The 13929-nt window shown below is 67.3% G+C and carries 13 protein-coding genes; 5 read left to right on the forward strand and 8 right to left on the reverse strand.

Annotated elements, in window-relative coordinates; translation table 11 throughout:
• Positions 1-17 precede the first annotated feature (17 nt).
• The 3 genes from flgC to QP512_RS09865 all read right to left on the reverse strand — a co-directional run bounded on the left by flgC (position 18) and on the right by QP512_RS09865 (position 1916).
• Complete coding sequence (gene flgC, locus QP512_RS09855; protein WP_033835497.1) at positions 18-425, reverse strand: flagellar basal body rod protein FlgC; 408 nt, start codon at positions 423-425, stop codon at positions 18-20.
• Between the two features lie 3 nt (positions 426-428).
• Positions 429-824, reverse strand: coding sequence for a flagellar basal body rod protein FlgB (gene flgB / locus QP512_RS09860; protein ID WP_005409576.1), 396 nt, complete (start codon positions 822-824; stop codon positions 429-431).
• Between the two features lie 147 nt (positions 825-971).
• On the reverse strand, positions 972-1916 hold the full coding sequence (locus QP512_RS09865) for a chemotaxis protein (protein ID WP_286071909.1): 945 nt from the start codon (positions 1914-1916) through the stop codon (positions 972-974).
• A 294-nt stretch (positions 1917-2210) separates the two neighbouring features.
• Between QP512_RS09865 and flgA the strand changes: the two genes are divergently transcribed.
• The 4 genes from flgA to QP512_RS09885 all read left to right on the forward strand — a co-directional run bounded on the left by flgA (position 2211) and on the right by QP512_RS09885 (position 4895).
• Positions 2211-2867: a flagellar basal body P-ring formation chaperone FlgA gene (gene flgA, locus QP512_RS09870; protein WP_286071910.1), complete on the forward strand. Its 657-nt coding sequence runs from the start codon at positions 2211-2213 to the stop codon at positions 2865-2867.
• A gap of 75 nt (positions 2868-2942) precedes the next feature.
• Positions 2943-3248 (forward strand): flagellar biosynthesis anti-sigma factor FlgM, encoded by a 306-nt coding sequence (gene flgM / locus QP512_RS09875; RefSeq protein WP_049432154.1) that lies wholly within the window; start codon positions 2943-2945, stop codon positions 3246-3248.
• Positions 3245-3583, forward strand: a complete 339-nt coding sequence (locus QP512_RS09880; RefSeq protein WP_286071911.1) for a flagellar protein FlgN — start codon at positions 3245-3247, stop codon at positions 3581-3583. Before flgM ends, QP512_RS09880 begins: the two co-directional genes overlap by 4 nt.
• Before the next feature lie 91 nt (positions 3584-3674).
• Positions 3675-4895, forward strand: a complete 1221-nt coding sequence (locus QP512_RS09885; protein WP_286071912.1) for an ATP-binding protein — start codon at positions 3675-3677, stop codon at positions 4893-4895.
• A 93-nt stretch (positions 4896-4988) separates the two neighbouring features.
• Here the strand turns inward: QP512_RS09885 and QP512_RS09890 are convergent, their stop codons facing one another.
• Together QP512_RS09890 and QP512_RS09895 are read right to left on the reverse strand one after the other, a co-directional pair.
• Positions 4989-6761, reverse strand: a complete 1773-nt coding sequence (locus QP512_RS09890) for an EAL domain-containing protein (RefSeq protein WP_286071913.1) — start codon at positions 6759-6761, stop codon at positions 4989-4991.
• 4 nt (positions 6762-6765) lie between these two features.
• A complete protein-coding gene (locus QP512_RS09895) occupies positions 6766-8868 on the reverse strand; it encodes a PAS domain S-box protein (protein ID WP_286071914.1) in 2103 nt (700 codons plus the stop codon).
• Positions 8869-9000: 132 nt separating this feature from the next.
• Between QP512_RS09895 and QP512_RS09900 the strand changes: the two genes are divergently transcribed.
• Positions 9001-11760, forward strand: coding sequence for a GGDEF domain-containing phosphodiesterase (locus tag QP512_RS09900; protein ID WP_286071915.1), 2760 nt, complete (start codon positions 9001-9003; stop codon positions 11758-11760).
• A gap of 75 nt (positions 11761-11835) precedes the next feature.
• Here QP512_RS09900 and QP512_RS09905 read toward each other — a convergent pair whose 3' ends face one another.
• From QP512_RS09905 to QP512_RS09915, 3 genes are all read right to left on the reverse strand, one after another.
• Complete coding sequence (locus QP512_RS09905; RefSeq protein ID WP_286071916.1) at positions 11836-12342, reverse strand: hypothetical protein; 507 nt, start codon at positions 12340-12342, stop codon at positions 11836-11838.
• Positions 12343-12409: 67 nt separating this feature from the next.
• Positions 12410-12625: a hypothetical protein gene (locus tag QP512_RS09910; protein ID WP_005409586.1), complete on the reverse strand. Its 216-nt coding sequence runs from the start codon at positions 12623-12625 to the stop codon at positions 12410-12412.
• 98 nt (positions 12626-12723) lie between these two features.
• Positions 12724-13914, reverse strand: coding sequence for a methyl-accepting chemotaxis protein (locus QP512_RS09915; protein WP_286071917.1), 1191 nt, complete (start codon positions 13912-13914; stop codon positions 12724-12726).
• Positions 13915-13929: the final 15 nt, after the last annotated feature.

Consider the following 13929-nt stretch of genomic DNA (forward strand, 5'->3'; position numbering starts at 1 on the left):
ATCCGGTACTGCGGGCCTCAGCGGCCCATGGTCAGGGTGGCCAGGGCCAGTTCCTTGGCGGTGGTCAACATCTCCACGCCGGCCTGGTAATTGCGCGAGGTCGAGATCAGGTTGACCATCTGCGCCACCGGATCGACGTCGGGCTGGTAGATGTAGCCATCGGCATCGGCCAGCGGATGGCCCGGCTCGTAGCGCTTGATCGGCGCTGCATCGCTCTGGGTGATCTCCTTCACCTTGACCGAGGTGATGTTCGGATCGTTCTTGCTGGTGACGGCCTGGAAGATCGGTTCCAGCGGCTTGTACACGGCGTCGGCGGAGCCGGCGACGGTATCGGCGTTGGAGAGGTTGGAGGCGATGGTGCTCATGCGCACCGACTGCGCCTGCAGCGCGGAGCCGGCGATATCGAAGATCGGCAGGTTGCTCATGGCTTATTGCCCCGTGATCGCGGTCAGCATGGAACGCACCTTGCTCTCAACGAAGCTGAGCGAGGCGCGATATTCGAGCGCGGCGCGGCCATAGGCGGCACGCTCGGCATCGGGATCGACGGTGTTGCCGTCCAGGCTGGGCTGCACGCCTTCGCGCGCGATCTGGAACGGATTCAGGCCACTACTGATCTCGTAGTGCTGCTCGTGGGTGGTGGCCATCAGGCCATTGGCATCCTGTCCCTGGGCGTGGCGCAGGGCGGCATCGAAGTCCAGGTCCTGGGCCTTGTAGCCGGGCGTGTCGGCATTGCCGAGGTTGCTGGCGATCAGCTTCATCCGCTGTTCGCGCAACGGCATGGCCTGGGCGTGGACGCCCAGATAGTCGGTAATCAGGTTGCGCACGGTGCACTCCCACGGGAACGTTGCCCCGGAAGCTGCAAGGGGTGTGCCAAAGCACGGTGCGTCCTGGTAGAGCCGAGCCATGCTCGGCTGCATTTCGTTCAGGCGCCGCACAAGCCGAGCATGGGCTCGGCTCTACAGGACAGGGCCTTACGCCGCCATCGCCACCTTGCGCAGGCGGTCCAGCACGAAATCAGCCAGCTCGTGCGGCGAGTACTTGGCGACGAACGCGTTGGCGCCCACGCGCTCGACCATCGCATTGTTGAATACGCCCGACAGCGAGGTGTGCAGCAGCACATACAGGCCCGCCAGGCCCGGATGGCGCCGGATTTCCGTCGTCAGCGTATAGCCGTCCATGGCCGGCATCTCGATGTCCGAGATGACCATGGCATAACGTTCGGCCGGGTTCTCGCCCGAGGCATGGATCTGCAGCAGGTGGTCCAGCGCCTGCTTGCCGTCGGAAAGCAGGGTGGCACCCACGCCCAGCTGGTCCAGCACGCTGCGGATCTGCTGGCGGGCCACGCGGGAGTCGTCCACCACCAGCACCTGCAACTGCGGGCCGTCGGCCGGCATTGCCATCGCCGGGTCCAGTACCGCTTCACCGCGTACCTGGGCGATGTCGGCCAGCACGCTTTCCACGTCGATCACCTGGATCAGCTCGCCCTGGAAGCGGGTCACCGCGGTCAGGTAGCTCGATTCGGCGCCCAGCTCCGGCGGCGGATGGATGTCCTCCACCGCGATGTTGACGATGCGCTCCACGCCGCTGACCAGGAAGCCCTGGATCGAGCGGTTGAATTCGGTGACGACCAGGTAGCCGGGGGCGGTATCCGCATCGGGCTCACGTTCGGGGTGGCCGATGGCCAGGCCCAGGTCCAGCACCGGCACCGAGCGGCCACGGACGTCGGCCACGCCGGCGAACTGGCTGGGCAGCCCAGGCACCTGGAACAGCTCCGGGCGCCGCAGGACTTCCTGCACCTTGAAGACATTGACGCCAAAAAGCTGACGTCCGCCGAGACGGAACAGCAGCAGCGCCAGGCGGTTGTGGCCGGCCAGACGGGTCCGCTGGTCGATCCGGTTGAGCAGGTCATGGGACATGGCTGCTGTATCGGCGCCACAGCGGCGGAACTTGAGGGTGGTCTGCCACGTGCGTGCTCTGTACCGCTTCTGCCCCTCTGTAGAGTCGACTGTCAGTCGACTGCTCTTCGCGGTCGACGGCGCTTGTCCGATCTCGGGAGATCCCGCACTTTGCGCGTACGTCGACTGACAGTCGACGCTACACATTCCTATTCCCATCCTCGGTCCCCCCGATCCCATCCCGGCCAAGAGACCCGGTCGCTCTGGCACACCCCTTGCACGCACCAGGGCCAGATCCCATCGACAGGAGGCGCCATGCGCCGGATCACATCCCTAATCGCCATCGGGCTGGCTCTGGCGTCGCCGTGGGTGGCCGCTGTGGACTGGCAGCCCGTGGCCAGCATCCGCGCCGCAGCACTGACGACCTTGCCGGCGGGCAGCGAGGGCGAGGCCCAGGTGGCCGATGCGCTGCGCCTGCCGAAGTGTGGCGGCGCGCTGCAGGTGCAGCCCACCGCCAACACCACCGTGGAGGTCAGTTGCCCCGATGCGGGCGGCTGGCGCCTGTTCGTACCGGTGAAGGTGCGGCGCAACCAGACCGTGCTGGTGCTCAATCGTGGAATCGGCACTGGAGAAACCCTCACTGCCGCCGATATCACCACTGCCCAGCGTGACGCTGCCCGGATTGCCGGTGCGGTGTTGGCCGATCCCAACGCAGCGATCGGTCGCATCGCCCGCCGTCCCTTGCAGGCCGGGGCCCTGCTGTCGAACAACGATCTGGTGGTGCAGCGTCTCATCAAGCGAGGAGACAATGTGGCCCTGGTATCGCGTCGCGGCTCGGTCGAGGTCCGCATTGCCGGTCGTGCGATGGGCGATGCCGGTGAGAATGAACGGGTCTCGGTGGAAAACCTGTCCTCGCGGCGGATCGTGCAGGGCACGGTCGATGCCGCAGGTGACGTAATCGTGGCGCGTTGATTTACCGCAAAATATCCCTAAAGATCGCGGCCCTGAGGCCGTTATCCCTTGTGAACGGCAACTCCAGGACACCCCATGAGCCAGAAAATCGACGGCAACCTGCAGGTCCCCCAGGCACTGCGCAGCGTGACGACCCCGGCCAGCAAGCCCGGCGTCAGCAGCGATGCGCCGGCGCGCCCGGTCGAGGCTGCCGACAGCCTGCGCCTGACCGGCGAGGCCACCAATCTGCAGGCCATCGAGCGTGAGCTGACCACCGCCCCGGCGATTGACGCCCAGCGCGTGGCCGCCGTGCGCGAGTCGCTGCAGAACGGCACCTACAAGATCAATCCGGACGCGATCGCATCGCGCATGCTCGATCTGGACCAGCAGCTGCAGGGATGACCGCAGCGATGAGCGAGCCGCTGCAGCGTCTCGCCCAGGCCCTGGACGTTGAACGCCAGGCCCTGGTCGAGCACGACGTGCACGCCCTGATCCGGGCTACCGGGGCCAAGCTGGAAGCGCTGCGTGCGCTGGAAGGCGCGCCGCCGGTCGGGCAGGGCGAACAGCTGCAGGAACTGGCCGAACGCAATCGCGCCAACGGCGTGCTGCTGTCGCGGCGGCGTCGCGAGGTCAACTGGGCACTGCGCCAGCTTGGCCGTACCGAAGACGCCTCGGCCTACGACGCCAAGGGCCAGTCACACAACGTCACTGCCCGCCGCCCACTCGCCGTTGCCTGACGCGGCGGCGGCCGCACAACCCACCCCCGCGGGCTGAAGCCCGCTGCGTGACCGCGTATATTGGGCGCCTGTTCGAATGCCCCGAGTCGCCGTGTCCGCTGCCAACGCCCTGGTTACCGCCCCCCTTCCGCCGCAGCCGGTGCTGCAGGCCCTGCTTGAGCGCCTGCGCGAAGGACTGCTGCTGTTCACTGAAGACGGGCAGGTGGCGCTGGCCAATCCAGCCGCGCAGAACCTGCTGGCCAAAGGCGCAGATGGCGCATTGCCGCCACCGCAGCGTCTGCGCGAACTGCTGCCCCCCGATGCGCTGGAACAGGCCCGCCAGCATGGCCACTGGAACGGCAGCCTGCCGCTGGGTGAGGGCGTGGTCATTGCCCACCTGTACCACCACGGTACGGTGGGTGAGGGCCACTTCCTCGCCTTGTTCCGCCACATCGAGGGGCAGGAAGACTACGAGCGCGAACTCCAGCAGCGCCACGCCGAACTGCGCCAGGCCTACCTGCGCCTCAACGGCACCCAGGAGAAGCTGCTGCAGTCGGAAAAGATGGCCTCCATCGGCCAGCTCGCGGCAGGTGTCGCGCACGAGATCAACAACCCGATCGGTTACGTCCACTCCAACCTGGGCAGCCTGCAGGAATACCTGCGCAGCCTGTTCACCGTGATTGAAGCGTACGAGCGCGCTCTGCGCGCGCCGGACCCGAAGGCGTTGATTCCGGAAATCGACGATATCCGTGACCGCCTGGACATCGATTTCATCAGCCGCGACCTGCCGCAGCTGATGGCCGAGTCGCGCGAGGGCATCGAGCGCGTGACCCGCATCGTGCGCGACCTGAAGGACTTCTCGTATTCCGGCCGCGACGAGTCGTGGAAGCTGGTCGACCTGCATGCAGGCCTGGAATCGACCATCAACATCATCTGGAACGAGCTGAAGTACAAGGTCACCCTGCAGCGCGAGTTCGGCCAGCTGCCGCTGGTGGAGTGCCTGCCGTCGGAGTTGAACCAGGTCTACATGAACCTGCTGCTCAATGCCGGCCACGCCATCGCCGAGCGCGGCACGATCACGGTGCGCACCGGTGTCGATGGTGATCATGTGTGGGTCGAGTTCGAAGACACCGGCGGCGGCATCTCGCCCGAACTGCGCCAGCGCATCTTCGATCCGTTCTTCACCACCAAGCCGGTCGGCAGCGGCACCGGCCTGGGGCTGTCGATCTCCTACAGCATCATCAACAAGCACCATGGCCGCATCGATCTGGACAGCACGCCAGGCGTGGGTTCGCGCTTCCGTGTGGTGTTGCCGGTGAAGCAGCCGCGCTGACCGCTTGTGGTAGTGCCGGCCGCTGGCCGGCAACCTCATTGAACCTGACATCCAGAGCAGCCGGCCCGCGGCCGGCTCCACCAGAGGGGGCGGTCACCGCAATGGTCGATCCTCACCGCCGTCTCCGCTTTCCACCGGCGCCGGACCGGCATTGCTGCGGCGCTGTTCCTCGTAGGTGCGGAACGCCTGGTGGATGTGCTTGCGCAGCTCATCGTCGTTCCAGGGTTTGGTCAGGAAGCGGTAGATCGCACCACGGTTGATCGCGTCGGTCACCGTGTTCAGATCGGTGTAGCCGGACAGCACCAGGCGGATCGTATCGGGGTACAGCATCTTCACCCGGCCCAGGAACTCGGTGCCGCTCATGTCACTCATGCGCTGGTCGGACAGGATCACCTGCACATCGTTGATCGCCAGCAGGTCGAACGCATCGCGCACGTTGCCGGCCGCCAGGATGCGGTAGCCATCACGGCGGAACAGGCGCACCAGCGAGCGCAGCACGTTCTCCTCGTCGTCCAGCAGCAGCAAAGTACGGTCCGGGCGGGTTTCGGCGAACGCCTCCGGACGCAGGTAGCGGCGGCGCAGGGTCATGCCGGCGGCATCGGCCGACATCGGCTCGCCGAACAGGTAACCCTGGAACACGTCGCAGTCGTTGCGGCGCAGGAAGCCCAGCTGCGCCTGCGATTCCACGCCGTTGGCAATCACGGTCATGCCCAGCTGGTGGCCCATGGCAATGATCGCGCGGGCGATGGCCGCCTCGCGGTTGCCGGCGGGCGCGCTCTTGATGAAGCTGCGGTCGATCTTCAGCTTGTCCACTGGATAGCGCACCAGCGCGCTCAGGCTGGAATCGCCGGTGCCGAAGTTGTCCAGGCTGAGGCTGATGCCTTCGTTGCGCAGGTTGGCCAGCGTCTCGTGCACGAAGTTGACGTTGTTGGTCAGTGCGCTCTCATTGATCTCCAGCGTTAGCATCTGCGCCGGCACGCCTGCGGCCTGGATCAGGCCCATCACTTCGGCGAAGAAATTGGGCCGCAGCAGCTGCAGGGTCGACACGTTCACGGCGATGGTGAAGTCATCGAAGCCCTGGTCGCGCCACAGGCGGGCCTGCTTCAGTGCGCCTTCCAGCACCCAGGTGCCGATCTGCACGATGATGCCCAGGCGCTCGGCAGTGCGCATGAAGCGCTCCGGCACCAGCATGCCCAGGGTAGGCGACTGCCATCGCAGCAGCGCTTCCATGCCCACCACGTGGCCATCGCGGGCACTGACCAGCGGCTGGTAGCGCAGCTTCAGCTCGCCATTGGGAATGGCATCCACGATCTGGCGCGCGATGATGCTCTCGCTGTGCGCACTGGGCGGGGTGTCCACTGCATGGATGCGCACGGCGTTGCCTCCCTCGCGGGCCGCTTGGTACAGCGCATCTTCGGCGTGATCGAGCAGGCGCGACGTGCTGCTGGCATGCTCCGGGCACAGGCTCACGCCCAGCTTGCCGGTCATGAACAGCGTGTAGGGCAGCACCGACAGCGGCAGCTCCATCTGCTGGCGGATTTCCTCGGCGAAGTCCTCCGGCAGCGGCACGTCGGCGGCGCGCGGCACCGCGATCAGGAATTCGTCACTGCCGTGGCGCCACAGCTTGCCGCGTCCGCGCAGGTAGGACTGCAGCCGCTGCGCCACCAGCACCAGCGCCTGGTCGCCCACCTCGGCGCTCATGTTCTCGTTCACCGAAGCGAAGTGGTCGATGTCCGCGTGCATCAGCATCAGCGCGGTGCCGCCGGAGGCCGCCTCGGCGACCATCGCCTGCAGCTCGGGGTTGCCGGCGCCGAGGCGGTCGGGGGCATCGTCGATGCTGACCGGGGGCTGGTTGGGGTTCCACATAGGCTCAGTATTCCGGTGAATCGACGGCAGCCATGCTGGCCGCCTGGTAGGGGAGGTGGACGTCGATCAGGGTGCCCTCGCCGTGTGCGGACTCGATCCGCACATGGCCGCCGACACTCTGCGCGCGCTCGCGCATCACGATCAGGCCAAGGCCGCGCGGGCCGTCAGGGTCGAAACCTTCGCCGTCATCCCGGATCTGCAGGTGCAGCCCGCGCTGGCCGACGTCGCGCAGCTGCAGCTGCACCTGGCTGGCACGCGCGTGCCGCAGCACGTTGGTCAGGCTCTCCTGCGCGATGCGGAAGCAGGCCTGCTCGATGCTGTTGTCGGGGCGATTCGGAAGCGGTTCGATCTCGGCCAGCAGTTCCACCGGCGAGGAGCGGAACAGCACGCGTGCCTGCCAGCTGAGGGCCGCTTCCAGGCCCAGGGCATCCAGCTGCGGCGGACGCAGCAGGGTGGAGATGTCACGCAGCTTGGCCACGGTCGTGTCGGCCAGGCCAACGATCTGCGCCAGATCCTCGGCGCGGCGCTGCGGATCATCCTCGTCCTGTGCTGCGTAGGCCGACAGCTTGATCGCAGTGATCGCCTGGCCGATGTCATCGTGCAGGTCGCGTGAGATCGCGCGGCGTTCATCTTCCTGCAGCGAGAACAGGCGCCCAGCCATGGCCTGCAGTTCGCGGTTGCTGGTTTCCAGCGCACTGCGGGTGCGTTCGGAATCGCTCAGGTCGCGCACGATCAGCAGCTTGCAGTCGCGGCCGCCATAGCGCACTTCGCCCACCGCAAGGCCGGCGTGGAAGCTGCGGCCGTCTGCGCGCTGCATTGCCACCACGCTGCTGTGGCCAGGGCCCAGGTGTGGCTGCCCGGCGCGCAGCTGGCCACGCACGCGGGCCAGGTCACCGGCAGCCACCAGGGCCGACAGGGGCTCGCCGAGCAGGGTATGGGTGCCGTAACCGAACAGGCTGGCGGCCCAGGCGTTGGTGTACAGCACATGCTCGTCGGAAAGGATCACCACGCCATCGGGCAGCACCCGCACCAGCTCGCGGAACTGCTCCTCGCGCTCGCGCAGCAGGCGCCGCGACTGTTCCTTTTCGGTCACGTCCTGCAGCGTTCCCAGTACCCGGCTGCGGCCGGACTCGTCGGTGCCACTGGCCGCACGCAGGTGAACCATCAACGCGCGGCCGTCCATCGACAGCAGCGGCAGCAGCACATCCACCTGTACCGGCTCACCGGAGCAGAGGTCGGCCAGCAGCTGTTCGGTCTGGCTGGCGGTAGCCGGGTCGGCGGGTACCAGCAGCTCGTCGAAGCGATGCCAGCGGCGGGCTTCGGGCGGGCGCCGGCCCAGCAGGCGATAGACCTGGTTGGAATAGCGGCCCAGGCCTGTGGACGGATCCAGCTCCCACGCGCCGATGCGGGCCAGCTCGTGCGCTTCTTCGACCCGCGCCAGCGCCTGGTCGCGGCGCAGCTGCGCCAGATCCTCGGCCGTGCGGTCGATGGCGATCAGCAGGCGCGCGTTGTGGCCGTCGTAGCTGATCGCGTTTGAACGCAGCTCCATCTGGCGCAGGCTGCCGTCGCGCAGCTGCAGCTGCGTGCGCAGGATGCACAGCTCCTCCGGCGCCTCCCGGATCGCCTCCAGTTTGGTCTGCAGCGCCTGGTCCTGGCCCGGTGGCCACAGCGCGTCGATGGTCTGCTCCAGCAGCTCGTCGCGTTCCCAGCCGAAAGCACTGCATGCAGCAGGGTTGGCATCGAGGATGGCCAACGTGTCCAGATCGTAGACCAGGATCGGGCCCGGATTGCCTTCGAACATCTGCCGCAGGCGCAGCTCGGAGGCCTGCTGGCGGGCATGGGTGTGCAGCACATGCTCGGCCAGCGGGCGCAGCAGCAGATACAGCAGCCCGGCACTGGCCAGTGCAAAGAACGAGCCCTTCACGCTCTGCCACATCGTGGCCTGCTGCGGGTCGGACACCAGCGCCTGTACCGCACTGTCGGAGGCGATCATCCAGGCCAACGCCATCACCAGATAGCTCAGTACCACCCGCCGGCGGTCGCGGCTCAGCGCCTGCGCCATCCGCGGGTCGGGAACTGGGGCGGTGCCGGTCGGTTCTGCGGGCATGGACGGGCTGGATGAAAAGGGGCGCCGGCCATCTTACCGCGCAGCTGTGCCCTGACCACTCAATTATCCGCTGCAGGGGCCGTTAACCACTGCGTGCCCCGCTGACGGGCGTGTCATCCGGAGCAAGATCGCGTGGACCAAGGGATCATCGCCAGCCTGCTGCAGCACCCGCTTGCGTCGGCACTGGTCATCGTCGACCGTACGGGGCGCCCGCTGGCGGCCAATCCGGCTGCGCGCGAGCATGGCCTGCCGGCCACCGTGGCCTCCTATGCGCCGATGCTGGAAGATCTGCGCCTGATGGCCGCCGATGGCGGCATCGTGGCCTGTACGTTGCCGGGTGGCCCGCGAGGCCACTACGACGGGCACCTGCGTGCCGTGCACGATGGCGCTGGCAATCTGCTGGCCTTCACGCTGAGCATTCCCGAGCCGGTACCGGTGGATGGGGGCGGGCGCTGGGAGCTTGCGCTGGACAGCGCCGGCCACAGCCTGTGGGACTGGGACATTCCCAGCGACCGCGTGGTGCGCACCCCGGCGCTGGGCGACGAGACCGCCACCGAAATGCTGGCGCGCGTCCACAGCGAAGACATCGGCCAGGTGCGTGCTGCACTGGACCAGCACCTGCGCGGGCAGAGCGAGCAGTACAGCGCGCAGTTCCGCTTCCGTCAGGCGGACGGCCAGTGGCGCTGGGTGCTCGACCGCGGTCGCGTGGTGGCGCGTACCGCCGACGGGCAACCCTTGCGCATGGTCGGCACGCATACCGACATCGAGCAGCAGAAGCAGCTCGAATCGCTGCTGCAGGAACAGCAGCTGCACTTGAGCGAGGCGCAGCGCATCGCAAGCATGGGCAGCTGGTCGTTCGATCCCAACACCGGCCACTTCTGGTGGTCGCCGGAACTGCGCTCGCTGCTGGCGCTGGAGCAGGGCGCCGTGCCCGGCCAGCGACGGTGGTTGAAGCAGCTGCATCCGCGCTCCCGCGGTGCGCTGCGGGCGGCGTGGAGGCGATTGTGGCGGGACGGCCGCGCCGCCAACCTGGAGCTGGAACTGACCCGCGGCCATGAGCCTTCGCAGCACCTGCGGCTGTGGATGCAGCCGCTGCTGGACATGGACGGGCAACCCAAGCGCCTGCTCGGCCAGGTGCAGAACATCACCGAACAGCACCAGACCGATGCGTTGATCCGCTGGCGCACCGAACTGCTGAACCGGGTCTCCGCGCTGGGCCGTATCGGCGGCTGCGAGATCGAAGTGCAGACCCGCAGCATGCAATGGACCGAGGAGTGCTACCGCATCCATGGCCTGCGCAAGGAACCGATCACCCTCGACCAAGCGCTGGCGCTGTACACCGAGGACTCGCGCAACGCGTTCGAGGCGGCGCTCGCCCGTATCGCCAACGGCGGCCTGCCCGAGCAGCTGGACCTGTGCTTCTACCGCCAGTCCGGCCTGCGCGTCTGGGTGCAGGTGCTGATCGAACTGGACCGCCGTGATGGGCTGCCGCCGCGCTTCGTGGTGCTGTTCCGCGACATCACCCGGGAACGCGAGGCCAACGAGCGCATCGAGCTGCTGGCCCATTACGATCTGCTCACCGGTCTGCCCAACCGCGTGCTGCTCGGCGAGCAGACAGCAGAAGCCATCGAGGAAGCGCGCGACCGTGGCACCTCGCTGGCGATGCTGTTCATCGATCTGGACGGCTTCAAAACCATCAACGACAGCTTCGGTCATGCCACCGGTGATGCGCTGCTGAAGGCCGCTGCGACGCGCCTGCACCAGAACCTGCGCAACAACGACCTGTTTGGCCGCTTCAGTGGCGACGAGTTCATCGTGGTGCTGCGCGATCTGGCCGAGCCGGAAGACGCCGGCCACGTGGCGCGCAAGTTGATCGCTTCGCTGGCCGAGCCGCTGCGCCGTGGCGACACCACGTTGAAGGTCGGCGCCAGTGTCGGCATCGCGATGCTGGGCGACGCGCAGACCGACTTCGATTCCCTGCTGCGTGCCGCCGATGCGGCGATGTACGCGGCCAAGGAGGCCGGCCGCAATACCTACCAGTACTACAGCCAGGACGCGCTGGCCCGCATCCAGCGCAAGCTGGAGCTCGAGCATGCACTCCACGGCGCCATCGAGCGCGAAGAGTTCAGCCTGGCCTACCAGCCGCTGCTGCATGCCCATCATGGCGAGCCACCGGCCATCGAAGCGCTGCTGCGCTGGCACCGGCCCGGGATCGGCTACTGCAGCCCGGCCGAGTTCATCCCCATCGCAGAGAAGTGCGGCGAGATCGTACGGATCGGCGACTGGGTGCTCAATGAAGCCTGCCGCCAGGCCACCGCCTGGGACCGCGCCGGCCTGCACTTTGATCGCATCGCGGTCAATGTGTCGGCGGTGCAGTTGCGGGATCGCGGCTTCGCCGAACGCGTGATCGAGATCTGCCATGCCCATGGCTGGCCGCCGCAACGGCTGGAACTGGAGCTGACCGAGTCGGCGCTGATCCGTGACACCGACATCCTGCGCCACTGCTTCGATGTACTGGAGCGCCATGGCGTGCCGCTGGCAGTGGACGACTTCGGGACCGGATTTTCCAACCTCAACTATCTGAACCGCTTCCCGGTGGGCCGCCTGAAGATCGACCGCAGTTTCGTGCAGGGCATGCTGCATGATTCGGGCACGGCCGAGGTGACCCAGGCGATCGTGCACCTGGGCCACGCGCTGGGCATGAAGGTGGTGGCCGAGGGCGTGGAAACGCACCAGGAAGAAGACATGCTGCGCCGCCAGGGCTGCGACGAGATCCAGGGCTACCTGTACTCGCGCCCGCTCAGCCCGCGTGACCTCGCGCAGTGGCTGCGCCAGCCACAGCCGGTTTCGCTGCGCACCGATGCCAGCGGGGAAGCCGTGCTGGTGCGCTGAGGATCCGCTTTGGCAGGTGCCGACCTGGGTCGGCACGAATGCCTGGGCGCGCGACCATCCACGCATGGCGTGGATCTACCTCGGGAATTCCGCCTTCAACTGCATGCGCAGCGTCTCGACGATGGCCGCATAGCGCCGCTTCTGGACCAGATAGCTGCCCACGAACAGCGGCAGCACCAGCAGCAGCGGCGCCACCATCGGGCGCATCGCCACCAGCGGCAACAGCAGCAGCGAGAGAATCGCCACGAACCAGCTGCAGAGGCCGATCACCCGCACCTCGTGCCGTCGCGCGTTGAGTACGATGCGACCGCGCATCACCGGGAAGTAGCGCAGGCCAAAGCTCGGCGCGAAGCTCTCGCGGAACGCCATGCTGCCATCGGGCAGCGCATGGAAGGTCAGTCGCAGCCACTTGTCCCAAGGCAGGTCACGCTCCAGGCTGCCCAGCGAGAGGCGGGCCTGCATGGCCGGTGACGCCGCAATGCGTTCGTTGAACAGGGTGATGCCCCAGCTGAAATAGCCGGCCACCCAGGCCATCAGAAGGACGGTCTCGATAAGCAGCACTGCGATCAGGGCGATGGCCATCGGTCTTCCATGAACGGGACCGGGGCATCATGCCATGCGGGGCGGCCCATCCACGCAAGGCGTGGATCTACTTCAGCGCTTCCCCATCGAGCCCCAGGTCCCACGCCAGCCCCAGCAGCGCCTCGTCCGCCCGCGACGGGGCAGGGCGAGCATCTGCCAATTGCTGCAGCTCGCGGATCTCTTCGCGGGCGACCTCTTCCAGCTGTTGCAGCTGCTCACGCACGCTCGCGTTGCGCGGGCGTTCGGTGTCGGTGAGGGAGGGCAGGGCGCGGATCAGGGTCATGGTGCGTGTACAGGATGCATCCAACGGCGGGTCACAGGCAAAGGCCCCGGACGAACCGGGGCCTTGCGGGCTGCCGGCGACGGCAGCGGACATCAGGGTCAGAACAGCTCGACGGTGCCGGCGCCCATGCTCTGCTGGGCAACCGGCTTGTGCGGCGGGCGTTCCCACTCGCTGCGCAGTTCGCGCAGGCGGCTGCCGGTGCGCTGCAGGGCAGTGGCGATCTCTTCGTCGAACACGCCGCCATTGCGGTGCAGCAGTTCCTGCAGGGCGACTGCTTCGCGGTTGATCGCCGTCAGGCGGTCCAGGTGGGTGTGCACGCCGCCCAGTGCCTGGGTGGCGATGTCTTCGAACTGCAGGGCGCGCACGGCCTCGGCCACGCTGCCATCGATCGAACGGGCGCACTCGGACACTTCGCGCATGCCGTCGCCCAGCGAAGCGTTGATCTGCGCAACGTTGTCGAGCATCGCCGCCGCTTCCTGGCGGGCTTCGCGGGAGCGGTCCATGTCACGCGAGGCCATGTGCGAGACCGTCTCGCGCACCTTGGCGATGGCGTCCTTGGAGCTGTGCGCCAGCTTGCGGATCTGCTCGTTGAAGGTGGTCGAGCGCTCGGACAGGTTGCGCACTTCGTCAGCGACCACGGCGAAGCCACGACCGGCTTCACCGGCACGCGCCGCTTCGATGGCCGCGTTCAGCGCCAGCAGGTTGGTCTGGTCGGCGATCGACTTGACGTCTTCCAGCAGCGCGAAGATGCCATCCAGGTGCTGCGCCATCTGGTCGATGTGCTGCACGGTGGTGCTGCTCTGGCCGCTGACCTGTTCCAGCGCTTCCACCAGCTGTTCCATGCGGTGGCTGGCGTGCTGGGCGAAACGGGCAACGTCGAGGCCGGCATTGCCTTCATCACCAGCGCGGTCGACGATGCGCGACAGGGCTTGGCTCTGCTGGCGCGACTTGCGGTTCATCGCATCGAAGCTGCCGCCCAGGCTGGACACTGCCTGGCGGATCAGGTCACGGGCGCGTTCCACTTCGCCGCGCGAACCGTCAATCTCGTTGCCGACGAAGTTGCGCAGTTCGGTCAGCAGCTGGTCCTGTTCGCGCAGGACACGGGCGTGTTCGGGGGAACGATGTGCCTGGGCGCGGGTGGTCCACCACGCAAAGCCGAGCCAGCTCAGCGTCATCGTGGTCAGGATCGCCCAGCGCAGGGCGGCCGGCCATTCGAAACCGATGGCGATGGGGAGCAGCAGGGTCAGAGCCAGGGGGGCGGCCAGACGGATGAAAATGCGTGAGTACATGGACGTTCTCGGGAG

The sequence above is a fragment of the Stenotrophomonas sp. 57 genome (assembly GCF_030291075.1).
Classification (GTDB): Bacteria; Pseudomonadota; Gammaproteobacteria; order Xanthomonadales; family Xanthomonadaceae; genus Stenotrophomonas.

Excerpts from the sequence above, each read along its gene's own strand:
- flgC (WP_033835497.1), bottom strand. The coding sequence starts at position 425 with ATGAGCAACCTGCCGATCTTCGATATCGCCGGCTCCGCGCTGCAGGCG.
- QP512_RS09890 (WP_286071913.1), bottom strand. The coding sequence starts at position 6,761 with ATGTGGAACCCCAACCAGCCCCCGGTCAGCATCGACGATGCCCCCGAC.
- QP512_RS09895 (WP_286071914.1), bottom strand. The coding sequence starts at position 8,868 with ATGCCCGCAGAACCGACCGGCACCGCCCCAGTTCCCGACCCGCGGATG.
- QP512_RS09910 (WP_005409586.1), bottom strand. The coding sequence starts at position 12,625 with ATGACCCTGATCCGCGCCCTGCCCTCCCTCACCGACACCGAACGCCCG.
- flgA (WP_286071910.1), top strand. The coding sequence starts at position 2,211 with ATGCGCCGGATCACATCCCTAATCGCCATCGGGCTGGCTCTGGCGTCG.
- QP512_RS09915 (WP_286071917.1), bottom strand. The coding sequence starts at position 13,914 with ATGTACTCACGCATTTTCATCCGTCTGGCCGCCCCCCTGGCTCTGACC.
- QP512_RS09865 (WP_286071909.1), bottom strand. The coding sequence starts at position 1,916 with ATGTCCCATGACCTGCTCAACCGGATCGACCAGCGGACCCGTCTGGCC.
- flgM (WP_049432154.1), top strand. The coding sequence starts at position 2,943 with ATGAGCCAGAAAATCGACGGCAACCTGCAGGTCCCCCAGGCACTGCGC.
- QP512_RS09880 (WP_286071911.1), top strand. The coding sequence starts at position 3,245 with ATGACCGCAGCGATGAGCGAGCCGCTGCAGCGTCTCGCCCAGGCCCTG.
- QP512_RS09905 (WP_286071916.1), bottom strand. The coding sequence starts at position 12,342 with ATGGCCATCGCCCTGATCGCAGTGCTGCTTATCGAGACCGTCCTTCTG.